20 protein-coding genes are annotated in these 24,929 nt (G+C 63.7%); 10 read left to right on the top strand and 10 right to left on the bottom strand.

Going from position 1 to position 24,929, the window contains the following annotated elements; all coding sequences use genetic code 11:
- Window positions 1-36: 36 nt before the first annotated feature.
- The 6 genes from tkt (at window position 37) to fba (ending at window position 6,388) form a co-directional block, all read left to right on the top strand.
- Window positions 37-2,034: a transketolase gene (gene tkt, locus I9018_RS30130; RefSeq protein WP_241108210.1), complete on the top strand. Its 1,998-nt coding sequence runs from the start codon at window positions 37-39 to the stop codon at window positions 2,032-2,034.
- Between the two features lie 147 nt (window positions 2,035-2,181).
- A complete protein-coding gene (gene epd, locus I9018_RS30125; protein WP_241108209.1) occupies window positions 2,182-3,246 on the top strand; it encodes an erythrose-4-phosphate dehydrogenase in 1,065 nt (354 codons plus the stop codon).
- Window positions 3,247-3,263: 17 nt separating this feature from the next.
- Complete coding sequence (locus I9018_RS30120; RefSeq protein ID WP_068576747.1) at window positions 3,264-4,427, top strand: phosphoglycerate kinase; 1,164 nt, start codon at window positions 3,264-3,266, stop codon at window positions 4,425-4,427.
- 32 nt (window positions 4,428-4,459) lie between these two features.
- Complete coding sequence (locus I9018_RS30115; RefSeq protein ID WP_241108208.1) at window positions 4,460-4,681, top strand: hypothetical protein; 222 nt, start codon at window positions 4,460-4,462, stop codon at window positions 4,679-4,681.
- A 60-nt stretch (window positions 4,682-4,741) separates the two neighbouring features.
- On the top strand, window positions 4,742-5,071 hold the full coding sequence (locus tag I9018_RS30110) for an MliC family protein (RefSeq protein ID WP_068576751.1): 330 nt from the start codon (window positions 4,742-4,744) through the stop codon (window positions 5,069-5,071).
- Between the two features lie 252 nt (window positions 5,072-5,323).
- Window positions 5,324-6,388: a class II fructose-bisphosphate aldolase gene (gene fba, locus I9018_RS30105; protein WP_068576753.1), complete on the top strand. Its 1,065-nt coding sequence runs from the start codon at window positions 5,324-5,326 to the stop codon at window positions 6,386-6,388.
- A gap of 61 nt (window positions 6,389-6,449) precedes the next feature.
- Here the strand turns inward: fba and I9018_RS30100 are convergent, their stop codons facing one another.
- Window positions 6,450-7,121, bottom strand: coding sequence for a polysaccharide lyase family 7 protein (locus I9018_RS30100; RefSeq protein WP_241108207.1), 672 nt, complete (start codon window positions 7,119-7,121; stop codon window positions 6,450-6,452).
- 317 nt (window positions 7,122-7,438) lie between these two features.
- On the opposite strand from I9018_RS30100, the gene I9018_RS30095 reads away from it, so the two are divergent.
- The 3 genes from I9018_RS30095 to I9018_RS30085 are packed head-to-tail and all read left to right on the top strand — an operon-like array spanning window position 7,439 to window position 10,428.
- Window positions 7,439-9,562 carry an EAL domain-containing protein gene (locus I9018_RS30095; protein ID WP_241108206.1) on the top strand — a complete coding sequence of 708 codons (2,124 nt, stop codon included), beginning with the start codon at window positions 7,439-7,441 and terminating at the stop codon, window positions 9,560-9,562.
- A 43-nt stretch (window positions 9,563-9,605) separates the two neighbouring features.
- On the top strand, window positions 9,606-10,118 hold the full coding sequence (locus I9018_RS30090; RefSeq protein WP_068576759.1) for a M48 family metallopeptidase: 513 nt from the start codon (window positions 9,606-9,608) through the stop codon (window positions 10,116-10,118).
- Window positions 10,119-10,131: 13 nt separating this feature from the next.
- Window positions 10,132-10,428: a winged helix-turn-helix domain-containing protein gene (locus I9018_RS30085; RefSeq protein WP_068576761.1), complete on the top strand. Its 297-nt coding sequence runs from the start codon at window positions 10,132-10,134 to the stop codon at window positions 10,426-10,428.
- A gap of 4 nt (window positions 10,429-10,432) precedes the next feature.
- Here I9018_RS30085 and I9018_RS30080 read toward each other — a convergent pair whose 3' ends face one another.
- The gene (locus I9018_RS30080) at window positions 10,433-10,885 is read right to left on the bottom strand and encodes a GNAT family N-acetyltransferase (protein WP_124347190.1); all 453 of its coding nucleotides are present in this window, start codon (window positions 10,883-10,885) and stop codon (window positions 10,433-10,435) included.
- 268 nt (window positions 10,886-11,153) lie between these two features.
- On the opposite strand from I9018_RS30080, the gene I9018_RS30075 reads away from it, so the two are divergent.
- On the top strand, window positions 11,154-11,891 hold the full coding sequence (locus I9018_RS30075; RefSeq protein WP_241108205.1) for a transporter substrate-binding domain-containing protein: 738 nt from the start codon (window positions 11,154-11,156) through the stop codon (window positions 11,889-11,891).
- Window positions 11,892-11,907: 16 nt separating this feature from the next.
- On the opposite strand, the gene yccS is transcribed toward I9018_RS30075, so the two are convergent.
- The 8 genes from yccS to betB all read right to left on the bottom strand — a co-directional run bounded on the left by yccS (window position 11,908) and on the right by betB (window position 24,921).
- Complete coding sequence (gene yccS / locus I9018_RS30070; RefSeq protein ID WP_068576767.1) at window positions 11,908-14,097, bottom strand: YccS family putative transporter; 2,190 nt, start codon at window positions 14,095-14,097, stop codon at window positions 11,908-11,910.
- Between the two features lie 163 nt (window positions 14,098-14,260).
- Window positions 14,261-15,439 carry an NAD(P)/FAD-dependent oxidoreductase gene (locus tag I9018_RS30065; RefSeq protein WP_068576769.1) on the bottom strand — a complete coding sequence of 393 codons (1,179 nt, stop codon included), beginning with the start codon at window positions 15,437-15,439 and terminating at the stop codon, window positions 14,261-14,263.
- Window positions 15,440-15,587: 148 nt separating this feature from the next.
- Window positions 15,588-16,973: an ATP-dependent RNA helicase DbpA gene (gene dbpA, locus I9018_RS30060; RefSeq protein ID WP_277398082.1), complete on the bottom strand. Its 1,386-nt coding sequence runs from the start codon at window positions 16,971-16,973 to the stop codon at window positions 15,588-15,590.
- Window positions 16,974-17,089: 116 nt separating this feature from the next.
- Window positions 17,090-18,517 (bottom strand): multidrug transporter subunit MdtD, encoded by a 1,428-nt coding sequence (mdtD, locus tag I9018_RS30055; protein WP_068576771.1) that lies wholly within the window; start codon window positions 18,515-18,517, stop codon window positions 17,090-17,092.
- A 59-nt stretch (window positions 18,518-18,576) separates the two neighbouring features.
- Window positions 18,577-19,914, bottom strand: coding sequence for a TldD/PmbA family protein (locus I9018_RS30050; protein WP_241108204.1), 1,338 nt, complete (start codon window positions 19,912-19,914; stop codon window positions 18,577-18,579).
- Window positions 19,914-21,356 (bottom strand): TldD/PmbA family protein, encoded by a 1,443-nt coding sequence (locus I9018_RS30045; protein ID WP_241108203.1) that lies wholly within the window; start codon window positions 21,354-21,356, stop codon window positions 19,914-19,916. The genes I9018_RS30050 and I9018_RS30045 overlap by 1 nt, the downstream gene beginning before the upstream one ends.
- 245 nt (window positions 21,357-21,601) lie before the next feature.
- Window positions 21,602-23,305 carry a choline dehydrogenase gene (betA, locus tag I9018_RS30040; protein ID WP_241108202.1) on the bottom strand — a complete coding sequence of 568 codons (1,704 nt, stop codon included), beginning with the start codon at window positions 23,303-23,305 and terminating at the stop codon, window positions 21,602-21,604.
- A 143-nt stretch (window positions 23,306-23,448) separates the two neighbouring features.
- The gene (gene betB, locus I9018_RS30035; protein WP_241108201.1) at window positions 23,449-24,921 is read right to left on the bottom strand and encodes a betaine-aldehyde dehydrogenase; all 1,473 of its coding nucleotides are present in this window, start codon (window positions 24,919-24,921) and stop codon (window positions 23,449-23,451) included.
- Window positions 24,922-24,929 lie beyond the last annotated feature (8 nt).

The following is a 24,929-nucleotide window of genomic DNA, read 5'->3' as shown; positions in this document are numbered from 1 at the left end:
CCGTTTTGTTTTCACTCAATCTCCAGGAGATCAGCGATGCCAAGCCGTCGTGAGCGTGCCAACGCCATTCGTGCCCTCAGCATGGATGCCGTGCAAAAAGCCAACAGCGGCCATCCAGGTGCCCCCATGGGCATGGCGGATATCGCCGAAGTACTTTGGCGTGACTACCTCAAGCACAACCCGAGCAATCCATCCTTTGCCGACCGCGACCGTTTCGTACTGTCCAATGGCCACGGCTCGATGTTGATCTACTCGCTGCTGCACCTGACCGGCTACGATCTTTCGATCGATGACCTGAAGAATTTCCGCCAACTGCACAGCCGTACCCCGGGCCACCCGGAATTCGGCTACACCCCGGGCGTGGAAACCACTACCGGACCGCTGGGCCAGGGCCTGGCCAATGCCGTGGGCTTCGCCCTGGCGGAAAAAGTCCTGGCGGCGCAGTTCAACCGCCCTGGCCACAACATCGTCGACCACCACACCTATGTGTTCCTGGGTGATGGCTGCATGATGGAAGGCATTTCCCACGAAGTCGCTTCCCTGGCCGGCACCCTGGGCCTGGGCAAGCTGATCGCCTTCTACGATGACAACGGTATCTCCATCGACGGCGAAGTCGAAGGCTGGTTCACCGACGACACCCCCAAGCGCTTCGAAGCCTACAACTGGCAGGTGATCCGCAACGTCGATGGCCACGATCCGGAAGAGATCAAGACCGCCATCGAGACTGCACGCAAGAGCCCGCTGCCAACCCTGATCTGCTGCAAGACCACCATCGGTTTCGGCTCGCCGAACAAGCAAGGCAAGGAAGACTGCCACGGCGCGCCACTGGGCGCCGAGGAAATCGCCCTGACCCGCGAAGCCCTGAAGTGGAACCACGGTCCGTTCGAAATCCCTGCCGACATCTATGCCGAGTGGGACGCCAAGGAAACCGGTCGCGCTGTCGAAGCCGAGTGGGACCAGCGTTTCGCTGCCTACTCCGCCGCGTTCCCGACCGAAGCCAACGAGCTGATCCGTCGCCTGAGCGGCGAGCTGCCGGCCGACTTCTCCGAGAAGGCCGATGCCTACATCGCTGAAGTCGCGGCCAAAGGCGAAACCATCGCCAGCCGTAAAGCCAGCCAGAACACCCTGAACGCCTTCGGCCCGCTGCTGCCTGAGTTCCTCGGCGGCTCGGCGGACCTGGCCGGTTCCAACCTGACCTTGTGGAAAGGCTGCAAAGGCGTCAGCGCAGAAGACGCCAGCGGCAACTACATGTACTACGGCGTGCGCGAATTCGGCATGACCGCCATCATGAACGGCGTGGCCCTGCACGGTGGCCTGGTGCCTTACGGCGCGACCTTCCTGATGTTCATGGAGTACGCCCGCAACGCGGTGCGCATGTCGGCGCTGATGAAGCAACGCGTCATCCACGTCTACACCCACGACTCCATTGGCCTGGGCGAAGACGGCCCGACCCACCAGCCGATCGAGCAGCTGACCAGCCTGCGCAGCACCCCGAACCTCGATACCTGGCGTCCAGCCGACGCCGTGGAATCGGCGGTGTCCTGGAAGTACGCACTGGAGCGCAAGGACGGCCCATCGGCGCTGATCTTCTCTCGCCAGAACCTGCAGCACCAGGCTCGTGACAATGCCCAGATCGCTGCCATCAGCCGCGGTGGCTACGTGTTGAAGGACTGCGCAGGCGAGCCTGAACTGATCCTGATCGCCACGGGTTCGGAAGTGGGCCTGGCGGTACAAGCCTTCGACAAGCTGACCGAGCAAGGCCGCAAGGTGCGCGTGGTGTCCATGCCATGCACCAGCGTGTTCGACGCCCAGGACGCCGGCTACAAGCAATCGGTACTGCCGTTGCAGGTCGGTGCGCGGATCGCCATCGAAGCCGCCCATGCCGACTTCTGGTACAAGTACGTGGGCCTGGAAGGCCGCGTGATCGGCATGACCACCTATGGTGAGTCGGCCCCTGCGCCTGCGCTGTTCGAAGAGTTCGGCTTCACCCTGGAAAACATCCTGGGCCAGGCTGAAGAGCTGCTGGAAGACTAAGTCCGCTGGTTGCGTTGTCTGCTGTTCTTCTCGGGCAAGCCCCGCTCCTACAGATCACTGAGATCCTGTAGGAGCGGGGCTTGCCCGCGATTACAATCGAACCGCTAACGCTGCACTGATGGATTCACCCCGGTCATCGAGAACCCCATGCCTCAATCGCGTCGCTATAAAGTTGCACTCAACGGCTACGGCCGTATTGGTCGTTGCGTCTTGCGTGCTCTGTTCGAGCGAGGGGCCGCGGCAGGGTTCGAGATCGTGGCCATCAACGACTTGGCCGATATGGCCAGCGTCGAATACCTGACACGCTTCGACTCCACCCACGGCCGGTTTCCCGGCGAGGTGACGGTCGATGGCGATTGTCTGCATATCAATGGCAACTGCGTGAAAGTGTTGCGCAGTGCCACCCCCGAAGGCATCGATTGGGCGGCCCTGGACATCGACCTGGTGCTGGAGTGTTCCGGCGCCTATCACACCCGTGAGGACGGCCAGTGCTTTCTCGATGCTGGCGCGCCACGGGTGCTGTTTTCCCAGCCGATGGCCAGCGAGTCGGATGTCGACGCCACCATCGTCTACGGCGTGAACCAGGATTGCCTGAGCGGCGACGAGCTGCTGGTATCCAATGCCTCCTGTACCACCAACTGCGGTGTCCCGCTGTTGCGCCTGCTGGACCAGGCCATCGGCCTGGAATACGTGTCGATCACCACCATCCATTCGGCGATGAACGACCAGCCAGTGATCGATGCCTATCACCACGAGGACCTGCGCCGCACCCGTTCGGCGTTCCAGTCGGTGATCCCGGTATCCACAGGCCTGGCCCGTGGTATCGAACGACTGTTGCCGGAACTTGCCGGGCGGATTCAGGCCAAAGCCGTACGGGTGCCGACGGTCAACGTATCCTGCCTGGATATCACCATGCAGACGGTAAGCGATACCGACACCGCAGAGGTCAACCGGATCTTGCGCGAGGCCGCTACCAGCGGTCCGCTCAAGGGGCTTTTGGCCTACACCGAGTTGCCGCACGCCAGCTGCGACTTCAATCATGACCCCCATTCGGCGATCGTCGATGCCAGTCAGACCCGCGTTTCCGGCCCCCGGCTGGTGAACATCCTGGCCTGGTTCGACAACGAATGGGGTTTTGCCAACCGGATGCTGGACGTTGCCGGACATTACCTGCAAATAGCCGCTCCACTCCCTGCTTCTAATATTCAGTAACCCAGGAATTGCGACCCATGACCGTGTTGAAGATGACCGACCTCGATCTGCAAGGTAAGCGCGTGCTGATCCGCGAAGACCTCAACGTCCCAGTCAAGGACGGTGTAGTCACCAGCGACGCGCGGATCCTGGCTTCGCTGCCGACCATCAAGCTGGCCCTGGAAAAAGGCGCGGCGGTGATGGTCTGCTCGCACCTGGGCCGTCCGACCGAAGGTGAGTTTTCGGCCGAGAACAGCCTCAAGCCGGTGGCTGACTACCTGAGCCGCGCCCTGGGCCGCGAAGTGCCGCTGGTGGCTGACTACCTGGGTGGTGTCGAGGTCAAGGCCGGCGACGTCGTGCTGTTCGAAAACGTGCGTTTCAACAAGGGCGAGAAAAAGAACGCTGACGAGCTGGCCCAGCAGTACGCTGCCCTGTGCGATGTGTTCGTGATGGATGCCTTCGGTACCGCGCACCGTGCCGAGGGTTCGACCCACGGCGTGGCCAAGTTCGCCAAGGTAGCGGCCGCGGGCCCGCTGCTGGCTGCCGAACTGGATGCCCTGGGCAAGGCCCTGGATACCCCGGCCCAGCCGATGGCGGCGATCGTCGCCGGCTCCAAGGTGTCCACCAAGCTGGACGTGCTCAACAGCCTGAGCGAGGTCTGCGACCAGCTGATCGTTGGGGGTGGTATCGCCAACACTTTCCTGGCCGCCGCCGGCCACCCGGTGGGCAAGTCGCTGTACGAGCCTGACCTGCTGGACACCGCCCGCGCCATTGCCGCCAAGGTCAGCGTACCGCTGCCGGTGGACGTGGTAGTGGCCAAGGAATTCGCCGAGACTGCCGCCGCTACCGTCAAGGCGATCGCCGACGTGGCGGCCGACGACATGATCCTGGACATCGGTCCGCAGACCGCGGCGCAGTTCGCCGAGTTGCTCAAGTCCTCCAGGACCATCCTCTGGAACGGTCCGGTGGGCGTGTTCGAGTTCGATCAGTTCGGCAACGGCACCAAGGTACTGGCCCAGGCCATCGCCGATAGCTCGGCATTCTCCATCGCAGGTGGTGGCGACACCCTGGCCGCCATCGACAAGTACGGCGTTGCTCAGCAGATTTCCTACATTTCTACCGGTGGCGGTGCTTTCCTCGAGTTCGTCGAAGGCAAGGTCCTGCCGGCAGTCGAAGTCCTGGAAGCCCGGGCCAAGGCCTGAGCCTCCCGTTGGCCGGGCAAAGGAGTGTTCTGATGGTCAAGACATTGCCACTGCTGTTCGCCACGGCCTGGCTCGTGGGGTGTTCGGCCAGTTCGCAGGTAAAGCCGGCGGACGAGGACGGGCCTCCGGGAAAGGGCTGCTACCAGGCCGACTGGCAGGCCGAGACGGCTCCGGTGATCAACAAGCGCCTGGGGCCTGAAGGGCTGGAGAAGTACGAGACACCGCCAAAGGCCAGGGAACAGGGCTGCCCTTGACGGGTCAGATTGGATAACGCGAAGGGCCGGGACCCTTGGGTCACCGGCCGAGGAACATCGATGAAAGCTTTGATCGCCGCGGCGATGCTGGGGCTGCTTGCCGGGTGCGCTGATCTGCACCTGCTCAAGTCACCGACCACCGATGAATGGACCACCTGGGTATGCGATAGCCAGGCACAGGTGCTCTGGCGCTACGCCGATGACAGCCGCAAGGCTGTCGACGTACGCCTGGGGGGTGACGATCAGGTTCGCCGCCTGAAGCTCGAGCCTAGCGGTTCGGGCACGCTGTACAGCGACGACATGCTGGCGTTTCACGTCAAGGGTGAGGAAGGCCTGGTCTACTGGGTCGCCACCAATGACTTGATCGGCCGCGGCTGTAAAGCGCCGTAGGCCGGGAACCGATGCTGAACCTGTGGGAGCGAAGCTGGCTCGCGATGCGGCCCGGACATTGGTGATGGATGTCGCCAGGCCGATCGCTATCGCGGGCCAGCCTCGCTCCTGCAGGGACGCAGGGCCCTTGAGATTGATGAAGTAACGAATCCGCAGGCCGGGTTGACCCCCGATCTGCAATCACTTGAATAGCAGTCGCCGCTACGGCAGGCTTGCACGATTAACGACCCTCGACCGGGAGAGACACACACAATGGCACTCATCAGCATGCGCCAGATGCTGGACCACGCAGCCGAGTTCGGCTACGGCGTTCCAGCCTTCAACGTCAACAACCTTGAGCAGATGCGCGCCATCATGGAAGCCGCTGACAAGACTGACTCCCCGGTGATCGTCCAGGCTTCGGCCGGTGCCCGCAAATACGCTGGTGCGCCGTTCCTGCGTCACCTGATCCTGGCCGCGATCGAAGAATTCCCGCACATCCCGGTGTGCATGCACCAGGACCACGGCACCAGCCCCGACGTTTGCCAGCGCTCCATCCAGCTGGGCTTCTCCTCGGTCATGATGGACGGCTCCCTGGGCGAAGACGGCAAGACTCCGACCGACTACGAGTACAACGTCCGCGTTACCCAGCAGACCGTAGCCATGGCCCACGCCTGCGGCGTGTCGGTAGAAGGCGAGCTGGGCTGCCTGGGTTCCCTGGAAACCGGCATGGCCGGTGAAGAAGACGGCATCGGTGCCGAAGGCGTACTGGACCACAGCCAGATGCTGACCGATCCGGAAGAGGCCGCCGACTTCGTCAAGAAGACCCAGGTCGACGCCCTGGCCATCGCCATCGGTACCAGCCACGGCGCCTACAAGTTCACCAAGCCGCCTACCGGCGACGTGCTGGCGATCGACCGCATCAAGGAAATCCACAAGCGCATCCCCAACACCCACCTGGTGATGCACGGTTCGTCCTCGGTTCCACAAGAGTGGCTGGCGATCATCAACCAGTACGGTGGCGACATCAAGGAAACCTACGGCGTGCCGGTCGAAGAGATCGTCGAAGGCATCAAGTACGGTGTACGCAAGGTCAATATCGACACCGACCTGCGCCTGGCATCCACCGGTGCCATGCGTCGCCTGATGGCACAGAACCCGAGCGAATTCGACCCTCGCAAGTTCTTCGGCGCTACCGTGACTGCAATGCGTGATGTGTGCATCGCTCGTTACGAAGCCTTCGGTACTGCTGGCAATGCTTCGAAGATCAAGCCGATCTCCCTGGAAGCGATGTTCCAGCGCTACCTCAAGGGTGAGCTGAACGCCAAGGTCAACTAAGCCTCGGTGGTGAATGAAAAAGCCCGCAGCGATGCGGGCTTTTTTGTGCCTGTATGCCGGCTCAGCTCTTTTTGTGGTCGATGTCCAGCTTGGAGAACGTCACCTTGCCACCCTCGCTGGTGTAGCCGGTGTTGTCCTGCACATAGACGCCAGCCTTGAAGTACAGCGGCTTGTCACGCCAGGTGGCGCTCAGTTGGGTGTTCCACTGATAGCCAGCGGCGCTGACGCCCAGGACGCCTCCGGGGCTCAGGTGGATCAGGTAGGAAAACCGCCGGTCCATGGGCACGTTCTTGGCGATGCCGATGACCCGGGACCGAGTGTCGCCCGGGCGCATGCGCACCTTGGCCACGATGTTGCCGCGGCCCTGGTTGGCCTTGTACTGGTACTCCAGTTTCACCAACGGCCTGGTGCTGTTGTAGGCATGGATCTGGCCGATGACGATCTTGCCTGACGATGGCACCTGGTTGACCGCCAGGGTGGCCTGCAACAGGTTGTCGGCTTCGGGATAAGTCCAGTTGCGCAGGGTGCCGTTGGCGTAGGTTTCGCGCAATTCGGTGCGTGGGTAGATGGCGTTCTCGGTCTTCGAGCCGGTGACCGGCGACCAGAAGAACAGGGCGCCGCTGTCGGAATGGAAGTATTGGTTCTTGAAGCCCTTGACCAGGGCCGGGGTATCGATGGTTGCCGGCGGACTGCCGACAGGAACGCTGAGGTTCCAGGTTGCCAGGTCGATCATGTAGGGAAATTCCGCAAGGATGTGCCTGGTGCAGCCTGCCGAGGGCTTTAGGCTGCACCTCTCGGGCATCTTTATAGCCTAGGGAACATCACCAATGGGTACCGTATGGCGGATATATGGCGCCAGCAAAATGCCTGAGTGCCATTCTTTATGCTTCGTGTGAATGAAAAGTGTGACCGTTAGTCGGGAGGCATGGGCATTGGCAGAGTGATGGCTTGATGGCAGCTTCTGCTTTTCAGGATCCGGGGCTAGAGTGAAACCTCAGGTTTTGTCGGGTTTCTCACCCGTTCAGTCTTATTACAGACAAGAGAAGCAGCATGGAATGCGTGCAACCGGAGGCAGTCGAGGGTCACTCCACTCTTCTGATCGTCGATGACTATCCTGAAAATCTCCTGAGCATGCGGGCGTTGCTACAGCGCCAGGACTGGCGGGTGATGACCGCCGCTTCAGGTATCGAGGCCCTGGACCTGTTGCTCCAGCATGAAATCGATCTGGTTCTGCTCGATGTGCAGATGCCAGGCATGGATGGTTTCGAAGTGGCCCGCTTGATGCGCGGCAGCCAGCGCACACGCCTGACACCGATTATCTTCCTGACCGCCAATGAACAATCCCAGGATGCCGTGATCAAGGGCTATGCCAATGGCGCGGTGGACTACCTGTTCAAGCCCTTCGACCCGCAGATCCTCAAGCCCAAGGTCCAGGCGCTGCTGGAGCACCAGCGCAACCGGCGCGCCTTGCAGCACCTGAGCCATGACCTGGAAGTGGCCCGGGCATTCAATGCCTCGGTGCTGGACAACGCCGCCGAAGGCATCCTGGTCGTGGACGAAGAGGGGCGGATACGTTTCGCCAACCCCGCGGTTTCACGCCTGCTCAATGCCCAGGTGAAGGAACTGGAAGGCTCGGCATTCCTCGATTACCTGCAAAAACCCCATATTCCCGACTGGCCCGCCTGCGAGCTGTATGCCAGTTACCGTCGCGGTGAAACCTTTCGCCTGCATGACGCCCTGTTGCGCACTGTTCCAGGCCAGCAGATCAGCGTGGCGCTGTCCTGTGCCCCGCTACCGAGCGACCAGAAGGCCATGGTGGTCACCTTGCTGGATATGTCGGAAGTGCGGCACCTGCACCAGCAACTGGAGTACCAGGCGGTGACCGATCCCTTGACCGGGTTGCTCAACCGGCGAGGCTTCCAGAAGACGGTGGACAGCATCCTGGTGCGTGGTGAGCGCCCGGGAAAGTCCCTGGTCCTGCTCTACCTGGACCTGGATGGATTCAAGCGGGTCAATGACTCCCTGGGACACGACGCCGGCGACCGGGTACTGCGCTGGGTCTCCGAGCAGATGAAGGATTGCCTGCACTCGTTCGACATCATCGGGCGCATGGGGGGCGATGAGTTCACTGCGTTATTGGAGCTGGGGTTTCCCGAGCAGGCGGCGAAAGTGGCCGAACGGCTGATCGAGCGGTTGTCCATCAACCAGCAGATCGACGGCCTGGAAGTGGCGCTGGGGGCCAGCATCGGCATCGCCATCTATCCCGACTGCGGTTCCAACCTCGATGGCTTGTTGCGTTCGGCGGATATCGCCATGTACGAGGCCAAGCGCGCCGGCCGCCAGCAGTACCGGTACTACGACCATGAAATGAATGGCCGCGCACGCTCCCGGCTGATGCTTGAGGAAAGCGTGCGCAGCGCGGTGGAGCGCAAGGAGTTCACCCTGGTGTACCAGCCCCAGGTGGCCATTGCCGATGGCCGCCTGCGCGGTTTCGAGGCCTTGCTGCGCTGGCGTCATCCAAGTGTCGGCGACGTCCCGCCGGGCTTGTTCCTGCCATTGCTCGAAGAGGCGCGGTTGATCAGCCTGCTGGGGAGCTGGATCTATCAACAGGGGGCTGCCCAGCGCAAGGACTGGGAGCAAGTGTTCAGCCCTGACCTGGTGCTCGGGATCAGTCTGAGCGCTACCCAGTTCAGCATGCCCAACCTGGCGGCGGAGCTGCGCCAGGTCCTGATACGCAATGGCCTGCAGCCGCGCCAGCTGGAAGTCGAAGTCACCGAGGCAGCACTGACCCAGAACCTGGACGAGACCCGCAAGCAACTGCAGCAGTTGCATCATTTGGGGGTGCGGGTGGCTCTGGACGATTTCGGCTCGGGCGGCTGTTGCCTGGCGTACCTGCGTGACTTGCAGCTCGACACCCTCAAGCTCGACCGGCACCTGATCGCGCGGTTGCTCACCTCGCCGCGGGACGCCGCGATCGCGCGCAGCGTGATCGACCTGTGCCGGCAGTTCGGCCTCCTGGTGATCGCCGAGGGCGTGGAAACCCACGAGCAGTATCAGTGGCTCAAGGACGCCGGTTGCGAGTATGTACAGGGTTTCCTGGTGGCCCGACCGCTGACCGCCAGCAGCGCCAGCCAGTTCGCCCAGCCGTTCGACTGGAGCGCGCTGCAGGCCTGAGTTCGCTACACTGGCAGCCTTCGTATCTGGCGTTGCCACCCCCATGACCGCACTGAAATACCTCCAGGCCTATCCCATTGCCCTGCAAGAGCAGGTGCGCCAGCTGATTGTCGAGGATCGCCTGGGGGACTATCTGGAGCGCCGCTATCCGGGCAAGCACGGTGTGCAGAGCGACAAGGCGCTGTACAGCTACGCCCTGGAGCTGAAGCAGGAATACCTGCGCAACGCACCAGCCATCGACAAGGTGCTGTTCGATAATCGCCTGGACCTGACCCATCGTGCCCTCGGCCTGCACACCACGGTGTCGCGGGTGCAGGGGGGTAAGCTCAAGGCCAAGAAAGAGATCCGCATCGCCTCGCTGTTCAAGGAGGCGGCGCCAGAGTTCCTGCGCATGATCGTGGTCCACGAGTTGGCGCACTTCAAGGAATCGGACCACAACAAGGCGTTCTACAAGCTCTGCGAGCACATGCTGCCGGGCTATCACCAACTGGAATTCGACCTGCGGGTCTACCTCACCTGGCGCGACCTGCAGGCGAAGGCGGGCGCAACGGCCTAGAAAGGAGTGGGCGATGGATGTGAGCAAGACCAAGAGCAGTTTCTACCGCCGCTTGTACGTGGCGTACCTGATCGACAGCGGCCAGGCCAGCAGCGTGCCGGCGCTGACCGAGCTCACGGGCATGCCTCGACGTACCGCCCAGGACACCATCGCCGCCCTGGCCGACCTGGACATCGTCTGCCAGTTCGAGCAAGAGGACGGCGCGCGCAATCACGCCGGGCATTATCGGATCCACAGCTGGGGTGCCATCGACAAGGGCTGGATCGAGCCCAACTTGCGGCAGATCAAGGCCGTGCTGGGCTATCCCTGAGGCTTCAGTTGCGGCGCATGCCAATGTGCGGGATGTCGTCTTCCAGGTATTGCTCGCCCACCACGCTGAACCCGTAACGACCATAGTAAGCCTGCAGGTGGGCCTGGGCCGAGAGGTAGATCGGTGTCTCGGGCCAGTGCCGTTGCGCCTGTTTCAGGGCCTGCTCCATCAATACGTGGCCCAGGCCCTGGCCCCGGGCTTGCTCGGCGATCACCACCCGGCCGATGACCACGTCGCCGCCCTGGGAGATGGGGTCCAGCAGGCGCAGGTACGCCACCAGGCGGTCGCCGTCCCAGGCCATCAGGTGGCAAGTGTCGCCTTCCAGGTCACGGCCATCGACCTCCTGATAGGGGCACTTCTGTTCCACGACGAAGACCTCGGTGCGCAGCTGCAAGATGGCGTAGAGCTGTTCCTTGCCCAGATCGGTGTGGTGTTTGCAGACCCATTCGACGGTCATTTTCTTATCCTGTGAAAAGAGCTGCGCGAAATACTAAGCACATCGCCAGCGGATGTCTTGCTGGCAGATGTATGGAGTTTGTTTCTGTGAGATGGGTCAAAATGCCATCACTCCGTTCACTGGCTTTTCCCTTCTTTGTGTAATCTGTTTTGCAAGTCCTGTGCATTGGCTGCGATGAGCTAATGTTAGGACCTGGGCGGTCGCTGCATGGGCCCTCGAGTGTAGGCTGGAACGCGCTGGGCCCTGTGCCCGCTAAGGATCTTTAAGCATGCTGCGACTGCATCGGGCTTTGGCTTTGATCGGATTGCTGTTGCTGGGCCAGGGCGCTTCTGCAGAGAAGTTGCGGCTGGTCGCTGATGCCTGGCCTCCGTTTACCGACGCAACCCTGGTCAATGGCGGCGTGGCCACCGATATCGTCAGTACCGCACTGGCCCGCGCCGGCTACGCCAGTGAGTTCGAGCAGGTGCCCTGGGCCCGGGCGCTGCTGGGAATCGGCGAGGGGCGCTACGACGTGCTGGTCAACGCCTGGTACAACGATGAACGTACCCGGCTTGGGCAGTTCTCCTCCGAGTACCTGGTCAACCGTATCCGCTTCCTCAAGCGCAGGGACGCGCCCCTGGAGTACCACAACCTCAAGCAGTTGCATGAGTATCCGATTGCCGTGGTACGCGGCTACGCCTACTCCTCTGAATTCGACAACGACTCGGACTTGCAGAAGGTGCCGGTGCACAACTTCGCCATGGCCGTGCGCATGCTGGCGGCGGACCGGGTCAAGCTGACCCTGGAGGATGAATACGTCGCCCGCTACTACCTGGCCCGGGAGTCGCCCAGGGTGCGCAATGCGGTGGAGTTCCTGCCCAAGCCCTTGAGCGAGAACAGCCTGCATATCCTGGTGAGCCTGAAGAATCCCGAGCATGCGCAGATCGTCGCCAGGTTCGATCGGGAGATCGCCGCCATGAAGGCCGACGGCAGCTACGCCCGGCTGCTGCGCCAGCACGGCATGTAGGAGGGGCAGCGGCAAGCTAGGCTTGCGGCTGTTCGGTCCCTTTGATCAGGTGGGCCGCCAGGGTTCGCAAGGGGCCCAGCTGGCGGCAGATCAGCCCCAGTTGGGTCTGCACCAGGCGCTGTCCCTCATCGATCTCGTCCGGCATCTGCTCCAGCTCGTTGGCCAAGGCCTCCTCGGCATCGCTGTGGATGACGATCGGAGTCTTGTTGGCCAGGCCCTGGGCGATCTCGTCGATGCTGGCCGCGAGGCTGGTGCCGGCGCCACCGATCAGGTGCTCGCGCACCTCGTCCGGCAGCTGGGTGCCACGGTGCGCGCCCAGGCCCGAGAGGTAGCTGAGCAGGGTGTGGGACAGCACCAGGAAGCGGAAGCCCACGTCCGCTTCCTTACGAAAGTGTCCAGGTTCCATGAGCATGTTGGCCAGGGTGGTGGAGAGCGCCGCATCGGCGTTATGGGCATTGCGCCGGGCCAGGCGGTAGGCCAGGTCGTCGCTCTTGCCGGCGGCGTACTGCTGCATGATCTGGCGCAGGTAGATGCTGTTGCACGCCAGGGTGTTGGCCAGTACCTGGTTCAGGCGCCGCCCTTGCCAATCGGGAAGGAACAGGAACACCGCCAGGCCGGCGATCAGGCTGCCCAGCAGGGTATCGAACAGTCGCGGCAGGAACAGGCCATAACCGTCGCCTACTTGGTTGAAGCAGAACAGCACCATCAGGGTGATGGCGGCAGTGGCCAGGGTGTAGCGGGTGGTGCGGTTGGTGAAGAACACCACGCCTGCGGCGATGGCGAACAGCGATTGCACCAGCGGGCTGGGGAACAGGTCGAACAGCGCCCAGGCGATGGTCAGGCCGATGGCCGTGCCGACGATCCGCTGGCCCAGCTTGCGCCGGGTGGCGCCATAGTTGGGTTGGCAGACGAACAGCGTGGTGAGGATGATCCAGTAGCCCTGGGAGGGGTGGATCAGGTGCACCATGCCATAGCCGATGCTCAGCGCCAGGGGCAGGCGCAGGGCGTGGCGGAACAGCAGCGAGGTGGGCGTCAGCTGGGTGCGCAGGCGGGTCCAGACATCCTTGAGATTGCGTGGCGAGCGGTCCAGCAGGCTGCTGTCGGTAGCATCGGCCAGGGCATCGGGATTGCTGGCATCGCTGAGCAGGCGGTCGAGGGTGCTGAGGTTGGCCGCCAGTGCCCGCAGCGAGCGCAAGAGCCCACGCCAGGCGGGGTTGCTCTGGATACGCAGGTGTTCAAGGGAGGCCTCCAGGTCGCCCAGGGCCTCGGTGAACCCGGTGTCGTAGACGAACGGCTGGCGCAACTGGATCGATTCCCCCAGGGCCCGGCAGGCCTTGCCCTGTTGGCGCAGCAGGCGCTGGCAGCGGAACAGCACGTCGCTGTGGAAGAAGGCATCGGCCAGGGCGTTGTAGGGGTAGTGCGAGGAGCTCGCGCGCTCGTGGATGTCCTGGGCCAGGAAGTACAGCTTCAGGTAGCGGCTGACCTTCGACCCCGGGCGGCCGTTGCCGACCCGGTGCAGGATGATCTCCTTGGCGCTGTTGAGCGCGGCCACCACCTTGCCGTTCTGCCGTGCCAGTTCCAGGCGCCGGGCTTCCACGTCCAGCTGGCGAATTGGCTCGAACAGCGACGACTTGAGCTTGAGGTAATAGCCCAGTTCGCGAAACAGCCGTGCCAGGCTCTGCTGCACCGGCTGGTTGGAGAACAACGCCTGCCAGAGCACCGAGAGCAGGCCATACCAGGCAGCCCCTGCCACCAGCAGCACCGGTTCGTGCCAGAAGTCGATCACCGCGCCGCCGCGCTGGTCGACGCCGATCATGGTGTAGACCGAAAGGATCAGGGTCGCCGAGGCGATGGCGCCGTAGCGCTCGCCCAGGGCCCCGAGCATGGTCAGGCCGAAGCTGGCCAGGGCCAGGGCGATGGCGAAGATCCAGGGGTAGGGGAACAGCAGTTCCACCGACAGCGCGGCGATGCTGAAGCACACCAGGGTCACTGCCAGGGCATTGAGGCGGCCCTGCCAGCTGTCGTCGGTTTCCGCCAGGGCGCTGGCGATGATGCCGAGGAACAATGGGATCAGCAGGCTCATTTCGTCCTGGTACCAGCACAGCGCCATGCTGCCGGTCAGGGCGACGAACACCCGCACGCTGTAGCTGAACTTGTCCAGCGCCCAGAGGCGACGCAGGGACTGGCGAAAAGAGGTCGATGACATGGATTGGGGCGAGCCTTCCGGGCGATGCAGCTAAATTGAGCCAGTATTGACGACGGCGCAATGCCGCCGTCACATCCGACAGCAAATTCTGTTCCCGGCGAGGCTCATCGGCATGTGCCGTCGTTCCGCCAAGGGGGCGATCCGCCGTGGGTGCGCCGCCGCTTCAGGCGTATTGCGCGGCGGCGTAGCCCGAGGCCCAGGCCCATTGGAAATTGAAACCGCCCAGGTGGCCGGTGACATCCAGCACCTCGCCAATGAAATACAAGCCCGGGCTTTTCAGCGACTCCATGGTCTTGGACGAGACTTCGCGGGTGTCGACCCCGCCCAGGGTCACTTCGGCGGTGCGGTAGCCCTCGGTGCCCGCCGGCACCAGTTGCCAGTTGCCGAGCTTGTCGGCGACGTCGGCCAATTCCGCGGGGGTGTACTGCTTCATCGGCTTGGAGACGAACCAGTGGTCGGCCAGCAGGCCAGCCATCTTCTTGGTGAAGATCTCCCCCAGCAGGGTCTTGAGCTCGCTGTTGGGGCGCTCGGCCTGTTGCTGGTGCAGCCAGCCCAGGGCGTCGTGGTCCGGCAGTAGGTTGATCTCGACGCTGTCGCCGGGCTGCCAGTAGGAAGAAATCTGCAGGATCGCCGGGCCACTGAGGCCACGGTGGGTGAACAGGATGTTCTCGCGAAAGCTCTGGCCGTTGCAGCTCACCAGGCAGTCCACCGAGGTCCCGGACAGCTCGCCGCACAGTTCCTTGAGCTGGTCGGTGATGGTGAAGGGCACCAGCCCGGCACGGGTCGGCAGCAGTTCATGGCCGAACTGCCTGGCCACCTGGTAGCCGAAGCCGGTGGCGCCCAGGGTCGGGATCGACAGGCCGCCTGTGGCGATCACCAGGGACTGGCAGCGCACCTGGCCCAGGGTGGTCTGCAGCAGGTAGCCCGACTCCAGTTTCTCGATCTGCTGGATCGAGGTGTCCAGGCGCAGTTCGACCCCGACCTGGTCGCATTCGGCCAGGAGCATGGCGAGGATGTCGCTGGACTTGTTGTCGCAAAACAGCTGGCCGAGCTTCTTCTCGTGATACGGCACGCCGTGCTTGGCCACCAGGCCGATGAAGTCCCACTGGGTGTAGCGGGCCAGGGCCGACTTGCAGAAGTGCGGGTTCTGCGAGAGGAAGTTGGCCGGCTCGGTGTACATGTTGGTGAAGTTGCAGCGCCCGCCACCGGACATCAGGATCTTCTTCCCGGCCTTGTTGGCATGGTCCAGCAACAGCACCTGGCGCCCACGGCCGGCGGCGGTCAGGGCGCACATCAAGCCGGCGGCGCCGGCGCCGATGATCACGACTTCGGTAGAGCGCAAAACGGTGTCCTCGAGAGTGCAGGCAAATGAACCTGTAGCCGCTGCCGAAGGCTGCGACAAGCCCCCAGGGGTTTCACGGCCTCAAGAGCGGCGCCTCCTTCGGAGACGTTCGCAGCCTGCGGCAGCGGCTACAGATCGAGCGGGTGGGTTACAGGATACGTACGCGCAGCGAACGGCCCTTGATCTTGCCGCTGTTGAGGCGTTGCAGGGCCTGTTTGGCGATGCCGCGTTCCACGGCCACGTAGGCCTGGAAGTCGAAGATCGCGATCTTGCCGACCTGGGCGCCGGGGATGCCGGCCTCGCCGGTCAGCGCGCCGAGAATATCGCCCGGCCGCACCTTGTCCTTGCGCCCGGCAGCGATGCACAGGGTGCTCATGGCTGGCAGCAGCGGGCCGCCGCCCTGGCTCTTCAGACCGTCGATCTGCTCCCAGTTCAGCGGAGCTTTCTGCAACTGCTCGATGGCCTGGGCACGGTGGGCCTCGGACGGCGACACCAGGCTGATGGCGATGCCTTTCTCGCCGGCGCGACCGGTACGGCCGACCCGGTGGATGTGGATTTCCGAATCTCGCGCCAGCTCGACGTTGATCACCATGTCCAGGGCGTCGATATCCAGGCCCCGGGCGGCGACGTCGGTGGCCACCAGCACCGAGATGCTGCGGTTGGCGAACATCGCCAGCACCTGGTCGCGATCGCGCTGCTCCAGGTCACCGTGCAGGCCAGCGGCGGACATGCCCTTGGCGGTCAGGTGGTCGACGGTTTCCTGCACCTGCTGCTTGGTGAAGCAGAAGGCCACGCAAGACTGCGGGCGGAAGTGGTTGAGCACCTTGACCACGGCATCCATGCGATCTTCCGGGGAGATTTCGTAGAAGTGCTGCTCGATCTGGCTGTCGCTGTGCAGCGCCTCGACCTTGACCTGCTGCGGGTCGCGCATGAACTTGGCCGCCAACTGCTTGATCCCCGCCGGGTAGGTGGCGGAGAACAGCAGGGTCTGCCGGCGTGCCGGGGTCTGGCCGATGATGGCCTCGATGGCATCGTAGAAGCCCATGTCGAGCATGCGGTCGGCTTCGTCGAGCACCAGGGTGTTGAGGCCGTCGAGTTTCAGCGTGCCCTTGTCCAGGTGCTGGGAGATGCGGCCCGGGGTGCCGACGATGATATGGGCACCGTGCTCCAGGGAAGCGATCTGCGGGCCGAAGGGCACGCCGCCGCACAGGGTCAGGACCTTGATGTTGTCCTCGGCGCGGGCCAGGCGACGCAGCTCCTTGGCGACCTGGTCGGCCAGTTCGCGGGTCGGGCATATCACCAGGGCCTGGCAGCCGAAGTAGCGTGGGTTGATCGGGTTCAACAGGCCGATGCCGAAGGCGGCGGTCTTGCCGCTGCCGGTCTTGGCCTGGGCGATCAGGTCCAGGCCCTTGAGGATCACCGGCAAGCTTTGCGCCTGGATCGGCGTCATCTGGGCATACCCGAGGGAGTCGAGGTTGGCCAGCATGGCGGCGGACAAGGGCAGGGTGTTGAAAGCGGTGGCGATGGTGGTCACGGGACGGGCCTGCAAAACAAAATGTCGCGCAGTGTATCAGCCCCGCTTCCTCTTCCTGCAATTTCTGGACGAAAAGTCGCCAGGGATCGTCCAGTCCCCACGTAGGAGATGTTCAGTCAGTGCTCGATATGCTCCTCGACCTTGCTCGCCCGGCGGCCATCGTTGGGCGACAGCTGGAGGAAGATCGCCGCTGCCAGCATCGCCATGATCCCGACCGTGAGGAATGTCAGCTGGAAGGCGCCGAGTACCGTGTCGACCCCGTCGTTGCCCACGGAGGCGGTGAAGCCGCCCAACAAGGCGCCAGCGCAAGCGACCCCGAGGCTCAGGGACAGTTGCGCCACCACCGACAACAGGCTGTTGCCACTGCTGGCGGCCGCATCGTCCAGATCGATCAGGGTCACGGTATTCATGGCGGTGAACTGCAGTGAGTTGATGGCCCCCAGCACCGCCAGCATGCACAGCAGCAGCGGATAAGGCGTCTGCTCGCTGACCAGGCCCATGCTTGCCAGCATGATGCCCAGGGCCAGGGTGTTGCCGGTGAGCACGATGCGATAGCCCAGGCGTTCGATCAATGGCCGGGCAATGGACTTGGCCAGCATGGCGGCCGCCGCCAGGGGCAGCATGCTCATCCCGGCCTGGGACGGTGAATAGCCCAGGGCGACCTGCAGCAGCAGTGGCACCAAGAATGGCAGGGCACCACTGCCCAGGCGGGCGAACAGGTTGCCGAGGATGCCCACGGCGAAGGTCCGTACCTTGAACAGCGAAGGGGCGAACAGCGGGTTGTCGATATGCCCGGCTCGCAGCCAGTAGGCCGCCAGGCACGCCAGCCCGCCGAACAGCAGCAACATCACCCGCAAGTGCGGCAGGTGCAGCTCGCCCAGGCCCTCCATGGCGATGGTGATCAGCACCATCGCCGCGCCGAACAGCAAAAAGCCCAGGCCATCGAAGCGCGTGCGCTCGCTGCCCCGCAGGTCGGGGATGAAGCGCCAGACCGCGTAGCAGCCTATGGCCCCCACCGGCAGGTTGATCAGGAAGATCCAGTGCCAGGTCAGGTACTGCACCATCCAACCGCCCATGGTGGGGCCGATCAACGGGCCCAGCAGTCCGGGAATGGTGATGAAACCCATGATCCGTACCAGCTCCGAGCGGGGGTAGGCGCGCAGCACCACCAGGCGTCCCACTGGCAGCATCAAGGCGCCGCCCAGGCCCTGGATCACCCGTGCGCCGACCAGCATGCCCAGCGAGCTGGACAGGGCGCACAACAGTGAACCGATGCTGAACAGCAAGATGGCCCCGAAGAAGATCTTCTTGGTGCCGAAGCGATCGGCGATCCAGCCCGAAGCCGGGATCAGCAGCGCCACGGTGAGCATGTAGGCAATGACCACGCCTTGCATGCGCAATGGGTCTTCCGCCAGGTCTTGGGCCATGGCCGGCAGCGCCGTATTGAGGATGGTGCCGTCCAGGGACTGCATGAAGAAGGCGATGGCCACCACCCAGGGCAGCCAGCGGGTGGTGGTAGCGTCGAGTGGCGTGCGTTCGGGCATGGGACCTCAACAAGGGCAGCGGAAAGTTGCAAGCTCCAGGCTTGCAACTTGAGGCCGGTTTACAAGGTCAGCGTCAGGCGGCTGACCAAGGCCCCGGGCAGATGCATCGAGGCCGTCTGGCGCTGGCCGTAGGTACTGGCCGAAAGCAGCAGTTCGCGCTGCTCGGTGAGTGCCTCCAGTTGCGAACCCAGCAGGCTGTAGACACTGTCATCGAAGCGCATGGTGTTCACCGGTGCCTGGATCTCGCCGTTCTCCACCCAGAAGGTGGCAAAGCGGGTCATGCCGGTCAGGCGTGCTGCCGGCAGGTCCGAGTAGTTCAGGTACCACAGGTTACTGATGTACAGCCCGGTGCCCAATTGCTTGAGGATGTCCTGCTGGGCCAACTGGCCGCCGGCCATGTTCAAGGCGCTGGGGTACTCGCTGCCGCCGGCGCCATTGGTGGCCAGTCCATACTCGGCGGCGCTGCGGGAGTTGATCAGGCGGGCGTCGGCGTTGCCACCGGTGATCAGCGCCAGGTCGCTGCGCGGGTAGCCCTCGTCGGAGAATGCCGGGCTGAGCGAGCCGCTGACCTGCTCGCGCAGGGACACTAACGGGCTGAGGGCGGCGTCGCCGGCATAGAGCTTCTGCAGGGCGCTGTGCTTGCTGGCGATGGACTGGGCCGAGAACCCGCCCCAGGCCAGCATGCTCATGATTTCCTCCAGGGCCGCGGGGGCCAGGTAGGCGCGGTACTGTCCGGGGGCCAGGGTGCGCAGCGGCCTGCCGAGGAACTCCAGTTGCTGGCGGGCTTGGTCGAAGCGCTGGGTGAAGGCTTCGCTGCTCCAGGTATGCCCGGCATAGCTGGCCTTCACCGCTTCGCCATTGCCGTGGAACAGGCTGAAATCGAAGTTGAAACTGTTGGCCTGGTGCCAGCCGAACGCTCCGCTGGAGCTGGCGAAGCCGCGGCTGATGGAACCGGCGGCATAGATGCCCACCAGGTCCAGGCCGGTGGCCGCGTGGCCGATCTCACTCACTACCTGTTCGCTGTCCGGCAGCGGGTGTTCTTGCACACTCTGGAATTGCCAGTGGGTGTGGTTGAGCATCAGGTAGGGGTCGGCCGGCAGCAACGGCAGGGTTTCGCGCAACTGTTGCAAGCCTTCGGCCAAGCGCTGGCGATCCGCCTCGGGATCGTTGCTCAGGGTGATCCCGAGGTCGGCGTGGCGCCCGTCGTCGATCAGCTTGAAGCTCAGGCTGGCCTGCTGCACCTGCCCGGCCTGGCGCACCTTGGCGTGGTTGAAGCGGATGAATTCCGAAGATTCGGCGGCGTAGCTGAGGGTGAATTGTTCCGACTCGCGGATCTCGTCCTTGAGCCACTGCACCAGCGCCTTGAATGGCTGGGCCTGATCGGTCGTCCTGGTCATCAGGCATCTCCTCCGAATACATCGATCTTGCTGAAGACACAGGCTGGCGAGGCGTGGCCAACCCGGATCACCTGGTTGGGTTCGCCCTTGCCGCAGTTGGGCGTGCCCAGGACCTGGAAGGTGCCACGGTTGCCGACGGCGCTGAGGTTGCGCCAGAACTGCGCGGAAATGCCCCGGTAGTTGGGGTTCTTGACCACGCCCTTGAGCTCGCCGTTCTCGATCAGTTGGCCCCATTCGCAGCCGAACTGGAACTTGTTGCGCGCATCGTCGATGGACCAGGAGCGGTTGGTGGACATCAGGATGCCGTGTTCGATGCCGCCGATCAGTTGTTCCAGGGACTGCTCGCCCGGCTCGATGTTGAGGTTGGCCATGCGGTCGATGGGCGCACGGTTCCAGCTGCTGGCGCGGCTGTTGGCAACGCCGTCCAGGCCGCTGCGGTACTGCGACAGGGCGCCGCCCAGGGGGCGTACCAGCAACCCTTCGCGGATCAGGAACTGCTTGCTGGCGGCGGTGCCCTCGTCGTCATGGCCATAGCTGGCCAGCTCCTCGGGAATGTCCGGGTCGAAGGTCACGTTGAGCAGTCGCGAGCCGTATTGCAGATGGCCGAAGTCCGCCTGTTTGACGAAGCTGGTACCGGCGTAGTTGCGTTCGTCGCCTAGGATACGGTCCAGCTCCAGCGGGTGACCGATGGATTCGTGGATCTGCAGCATCATCTGGTCCGGCATCAGCAGCAGGTCCCGCTGGCCTTGGGGCGTATTGGGAGCCAGCAGCAGTTGCAGGGCCTGGTCGGCGACCTGGGGCGCGGCGCCCAGCAGGCCACAGCGGCTGATCACGTCGCCGGCGCCTTGCTGGCCGAAATTCTCCCGGCCCAGGCTGCGGGTCTGGCTGTCGCTGCCGTCGTAGGCGGTGACGTCCAGGCCCGGGTAGACGAAGCGCTGGGCCTGGCGCAACTCGGCCCCGGCGCTGTTGAGGTAGATCTGCTCGACCTGGGTCACGCCGATGCCCACTTGCCAGTTCACCAGGCGCTCGTCCTTGGGCACCGAGGCCGATTCGTCACCCAGCAGCTGGTAGCAGTCGCTCAGGGATGGGAAGGCGTGTTCGAGGTTGGGCGACAGGTAGTCGGCGCGATGGCTGGAGACCGGCTGCTCGCGCAAGTCCAGCAGGGAGTGAGCGGCGATCACCCGGGCCTGCCGTTCGGCGCGGTCGAGGGCCGCCTGCAAGCCGCCTTGCGACAGGTCGTTGGTGGCGGCGTAGGTTTCCACGCCACGCACCCGTACGGTCAGCATCGCGCCTTCGTCACGGCCCAGGCAGGGTGGCTCGGCAATGTTCTTGCGCACCGACAGGTACTGGTCGGACTCGCGCACATAGCGCAGGGAAAAGAATTCGGCGCCCGTGCGCAAGGCAGCGAAGCGCTGCTTGAGCTGGGGGTGAAAGTCGAACATGAATGACCTCCTTGTATGAAGAGCTGGGGCTTGCAGGTCTTATCGACGGCGGGCCGGCTCCTACAGGTATAGGTCGCGCAGGGCTCGGGATAAAGTCCGTGGAGCGAAGGGGGTAAGGCGGATGAAACTTTAGCCGCAGCCTGCGACTGCGATCAAGGACGCCGTAGAGGCAATGTCGAGGAGAGAAGAGAGGCGGGGGGAGTCGAGGAAATGGCGCCGACCCTTGCGGTCGGCGCCAATGGTGCTTACTGCGCGTTCGCGGCTACGTCGCGCACCGGCTTGCCACGTACCGGAGCTTCGCCGGCCACGTAGTAGGCGGCCTTGCTGCGTGGCAGCGGCTGGCGGCCACGGATCTTGTCGGCGATTTTCTCGGCCATCATGATCGTCGGCGCGTTGAGGTTGCCGGTGGTGATGATCGGCATGATCGAGGCATCCACCACACGCAGGCCCTGCATGCCGTGCACGCGACCCTGGCCATCGACCACGGCCATGTCGTCGGTGCCCATCTTGCACGAGCAGGATGGGTGGAACGCGGTCTCGGCGTGCTCGCGGATGAATTTGTCCAGCTGTTCATCGGTCTGCACTTCGATGCCTGGGCTGATCTCGCGACCGCGGTAGGCGTCCAGTGCCGGCTGCTGCATGATTTCGCGGGTCAGGCGGATGCCGTCGCGGAATTCCTGCCAGTCCTGCTCGGTGGCCATGTAGTTGAACAGGATGCTCGGGTGCTGGCGCGGGTCTTTCGACTTGGCCTGCACGCGGCCACGGCTTGGCGAACGCATGGAACCCATGTGGGCCTGGAAGCCGTGTTCCTTCACGCCGTTGGAGCCGTTGTAGTTAATCGCTACCGGCAGGAAGTGGTACTGGATGTTCGGCCATTCGAACTCTTCGCGAGTACGGATGAAACCACCGGCTTCGAACTGGTTGCTGGCGCCGATGCCGGTGCCCTTGAACAGCCACTGCGCGCCGATGGCCGGCTGGTTCCACCACAGCAGCGATGGGTACAGCGATACCGGCTGGGTGCACGCGTATTGCAGGTACAGCTCCAGGTGGTCCTGCAGGTTCTCACCGACGCCCGGCAGGTCGTGGACCACCGGGATGTCCAGGCTTTCCAGCAGGGCACGCGGGCCGACGCCGGAGCGTTGCAGCAGCTGTGGCGAGGCGATGGCGCCGGAGCTGACGATGACTTCCTTGCGCGCACGGGCTTCCACGCGCTCCTCGGTGCTGCCTTGCAGGTAGCTCACGCCTACGGCGCGCTTGCCTTCGAACAGGACCTTGTCGGTCAGGGCGTGGGTGACGATGGTCAGGGTGGAGCGCTTCTTGGCTATGTCCAGGTAACCGCGGGCGGTGCTGGAGCGACGGCCTTCAGGGGTCACGGTGCGGTCCATCGGACCGAAGCCTTCCTGCTGGTAGCCGTTGAGGTCTTCGGTACGCGGGTAACCGGCCTGTACGCCGGCCTCGACCATGGCGTGGAACAGCGGGTTGTTGCCAGCCTTGGGCGTGGTCACTCGCACCGGGCCTTCGCCACCGTGGTAGTCGTTAGGGCCGATGTCGCGGGTTTCGGCCTTGCGGAAGTACGGCAGGCAGTCCAGGTACGACCAGTCTTCCAGGCCTGGCAGCTTGGCCCAGCCGTCGTAGTCCATGGCGTTGCCGCGGATGTAGCACATGCCGTTGATCAGCGAGGAACCGCCCAGGCCCTTGCCACGGCCACATTCCATGCGGCGGCCGTTCATGTGCGGCTCTGGATCGGTCTCATAGGCCCAGTTGTAGCGACGGCCTTGCAGGGGGAACGCCAGTGCCGCAGGCATCTGGGTACGGAAATCGAAACGGTAGTCCGGGCCGCCGGCTTCCAGCAGCAGGACGGTGACGCCTTCGTCTTCGGTCAGACGGGTCGCCAGGGTGTTACCGGCAGAGCCGGCACCAACGATGATGTAGTCGTATTCTTGGGCCATTGGAGCCTCCGTGGGGAGCTGCAAGCCTCAAGCTTCAAGCTGCGAGAAAAGGCAGCGAAGCGGGCTTGGCATTGAATGAGGGGCAGGCGGCAAGCCGGGCTAATGCCTTGGCTTGCCGCTGATAGCTAGCTACTTGCCGCTGCTCAGAATACTGAGCTGTAGTCGCCCAGCTCGACCTGCACCGACTTGATGCGGGTGAAGTTGTTCAGCGAGCTGATGCCGTTCTCACGGCCCACGCCCGACTGCTTGTAGCCGCCGACTGGCATCTTGGCGTCGGATTCGCCCCAGGCGTTGATCCAGCAGATACCGGCTTCGAGCTGGTGGATGATGCGGTGAGCGCGGTTCAGATCGCGAGTGACGATACCGGCGGCCAGGCCGAAGTCGGTGTCGTTGGCGCGACGGATCACTTCTTCTTCGGTCTCGTAGGTGAGGATGCTCATCACTGGGCCGAAGATTTCTTCACGCACGATGGTCATGTCGTCGGTGCAGTCGGTGAACACGGTCGGAGCGACGAAGGCGCCCTTGGCGAATTCGCCGTCGGTCAGGCGCTCGCCGCCGCACAGTACGCGGGCACCTTCTTCCTTGCCCTTGGCGATGTAGCCCAGCACGTTCTCCATGTGGGCGAAGCTCACCAGCGGACCGAAGTTGGTGTTCTCGTGTTCCGGGTTACCCACGCGGATGCGGGCAACGCGCTCGGCGATCTTGGCTTCGAAGGCGGCCTTCAGATGGCTCGGTACGAACACGCGAGTGCCGTTGGTGCAAACCTGGCCCGAGCTGTAGAAGTTGGCCATCATCGCGGTGTCGGCGGCGCGATCCAGGTCGGCGTCGTCGCAGATGATCAGCGGCGACTTGCCGCCCAGTTCCATGGTCACTTCCTTGAGCGAGGAGCTCGAAGCGCTGGCCATGACTTTCTTGCCGGTGTCGGTGCCGCCGGTGAAGGAGACTTTCTCGATGCGCGGGTGCTCGGTCAGCCAGGTGCCGACTTCACGGCCACTGCCGGTCAGGACGTTGAACACGCCAGCCGGTACGCCAGCCTCGGTGTAGATCTCGGCCAGTTTCAGGGTGGTCAGCGAAGTCACTTCGCTTGGCTTGAAGATCATCGCATTGCCAGCGGCCAGGGCCGGGGCGGATTTCCACAGGGCGATCTGGATCGGGTAGTTCCAGGCGCCGATACCGGCGACCACGCCCAGTGGCTCGCGGCGGGTGTAGACGAAGGAAGTGTCGCGCAGTGGGATCTGCTCGCCTTCGATGGCCGGTACCAGGCCTGCGTAGTATTCCAGCACGTCAGCGCCGGTGACGATGTCGACGTACTTGGTTTCGGAGTAGGCCTTGCCGGTATCCAGGGTTTCCAGGGCGGCCAGCTCGTCGTTGCGCTCACGCAGGATGTCCACGGCGCGACGCAGGATGCGCGAACGCTCCATGGCGGTCATGGCGGCCCAGATCTTCTGGCCTTTCTCGGCGCTGACCACGGCGCGTTCCACGTCTTCCTTGGTCGCACGTTGCACTTGTGCGAGAACTTCACCGTTGGCCGGGTTGATGGCATCGAAAGTGGCGTCGCTGCCGGCATCGGTGTAGCCGCCGTCGATGTAGAGTTTTTGCAGTTCAAAACGGGCCATAGTGTCCT

Origin of the sequence: Pseudomonas sp. MPFS, assembly GCF_022537035.1 — a bacterium.
Lineage (GTDB): Bacteria > Pseudomonadota > Gammaproteobacteria > Pseudomonadales > Pseudomonadaceae > Aquipseudomonas > Aquipseudomonas sessilinigenes.
This window is presented reverse-complemented; position numbering and strand designations above follow the sequence as displayed.

What these genes read in the sequence shown, in the direction of transcription:
- tkt (WP_241108210.1), top strand. Translation starts at nt 37, where the DNA reads ATGCCAAGCCGTCGTGAGCGTGCCAACGCCATTCGTGCCCTCAGCATG.
- epd (WP_241108209.1), top strand. Translation starts at nt 2,182, where the DNA reads ATGCCTCAATCGCGTCGCTATAAAGTTGCACTCAACGGCTACGGCCGT.
- I9018_RS30120 (WP_068576747.1), top strand. Translation starts at nt 3,264, where the DNA reads ATGACCGTGTTGAAGATGACCGACCTCGATCTGCAAGGTAAGCGCGTG.
- I9018_RS30115 (WP_241108208.1), top strand. Translation starts at nt 4,460, where the DNA reads ATGGTCAAGACATTGCCACTGCTGTTCGCCACGGCCTGGCTCGTGGGG.
- I9018_RS30110 (WP_068576751.1), top strand. Translation starts at nt 4,742, where the DNA reads ATGAAAGCTTTGATCGCCGCGGCGATGCTGGGGCTGCTTGCCGGGTGC.
- fba (WP_068576753.1), top strand. Translation starts at nt 5,324, where the DNA reads ATGGCACTCATCAGCATGCGCCAGATGCTGGACCACGCAGCCGAGTTC.
- I9018_RS30100 (WP_241108207.1), bottom strand. Translation starts at nt 7,121, where the DNA reads ATGATCGACCTGGCAACCTGGAACCTCAGCGTTCCTGTCGGCAGTCCG.
- I9018_RS30095 (WP_241108206.1), top strand. Translation starts at nt 7,439, where the DNA reads ATGGAATGCGTGCAACCGGAGGCAGTCGAGGGTCACTCCACTCTTCTG.
- I9018_RS30090 (WP_068576759.1), top strand. Translation starts at nt 9,606, where the DNA reads ATGACCGCACTGAAATACCTCCAGGCCTATCCCATTGCCCTGCAAGAG.
- I9018_RS30085 (WP_068576761.1), top strand. Translation starts at nt 10,132, where the DNA reads ATGGATGTGAGCAAGACCAAGAGCAGTTTCTACCGCCGCTTGTACGTG.
- I9018_RS30080 (WP_124347190.1), bottom strand. Translation starts at nt 10,885, where the DNA reads ATGACCGTCGAATGGGTCTGCAAACACCACACCGATCTGGGCAAGGAA.
- I9018_RS30075 (WP_241108205.1), top strand. Translation starts at nt 11,154, where the DNA reads ATGCTGCGACTGCATCGGGCTTTGGCTTTGATCGGATTGCTGTTGCTG.
- yccS (WP_068576767.1), bottom strand. Translation starts at nt 14,097, where the DNA reads ATGTCATCGACCTCTTTTCGCCAGTCCCTGCGTCGCCTCTGGGCGCTG.
- mdtD (WP_068576771.1), bottom strand. Translation starts at nt 18,517, where the DNA reads ATGCCCGAACGCACGCCACTCGACGCTACCACCACCCGCTGGCTGCCC.
- I9018_RS30050 (WP_241108204.1), bottom strand. Translation starts at nt 19,914, where the DNA reads ATGACCAGGACGACCGATCAGGCCCAGCCATTCAAGGCGCTGGTGCAG.
- I9018_RS30045 (WP_241108203.1), bottom strand. Translation starts at nt 21,356, where the DNA reads ATGTTCGACTTTCACCCCCAGCTCAAGCAGCGCTTCGCTGCCTTGCGC.
- betA (WP_241108202.1), bottom strand. Translation starts at nt 23,305, where the DNA reads ATGGCCCAAGAATACGACTACATCATCGTTGGTGCCGGCTCTGCCGGT.
- betB (WP_241108201.1), bottom strand. Translation starts at nt 24,921, where the DNA reads ATGGCCCGTTTTGAACTGCAAAAACTCTACATCGACGGCGGCTACACC.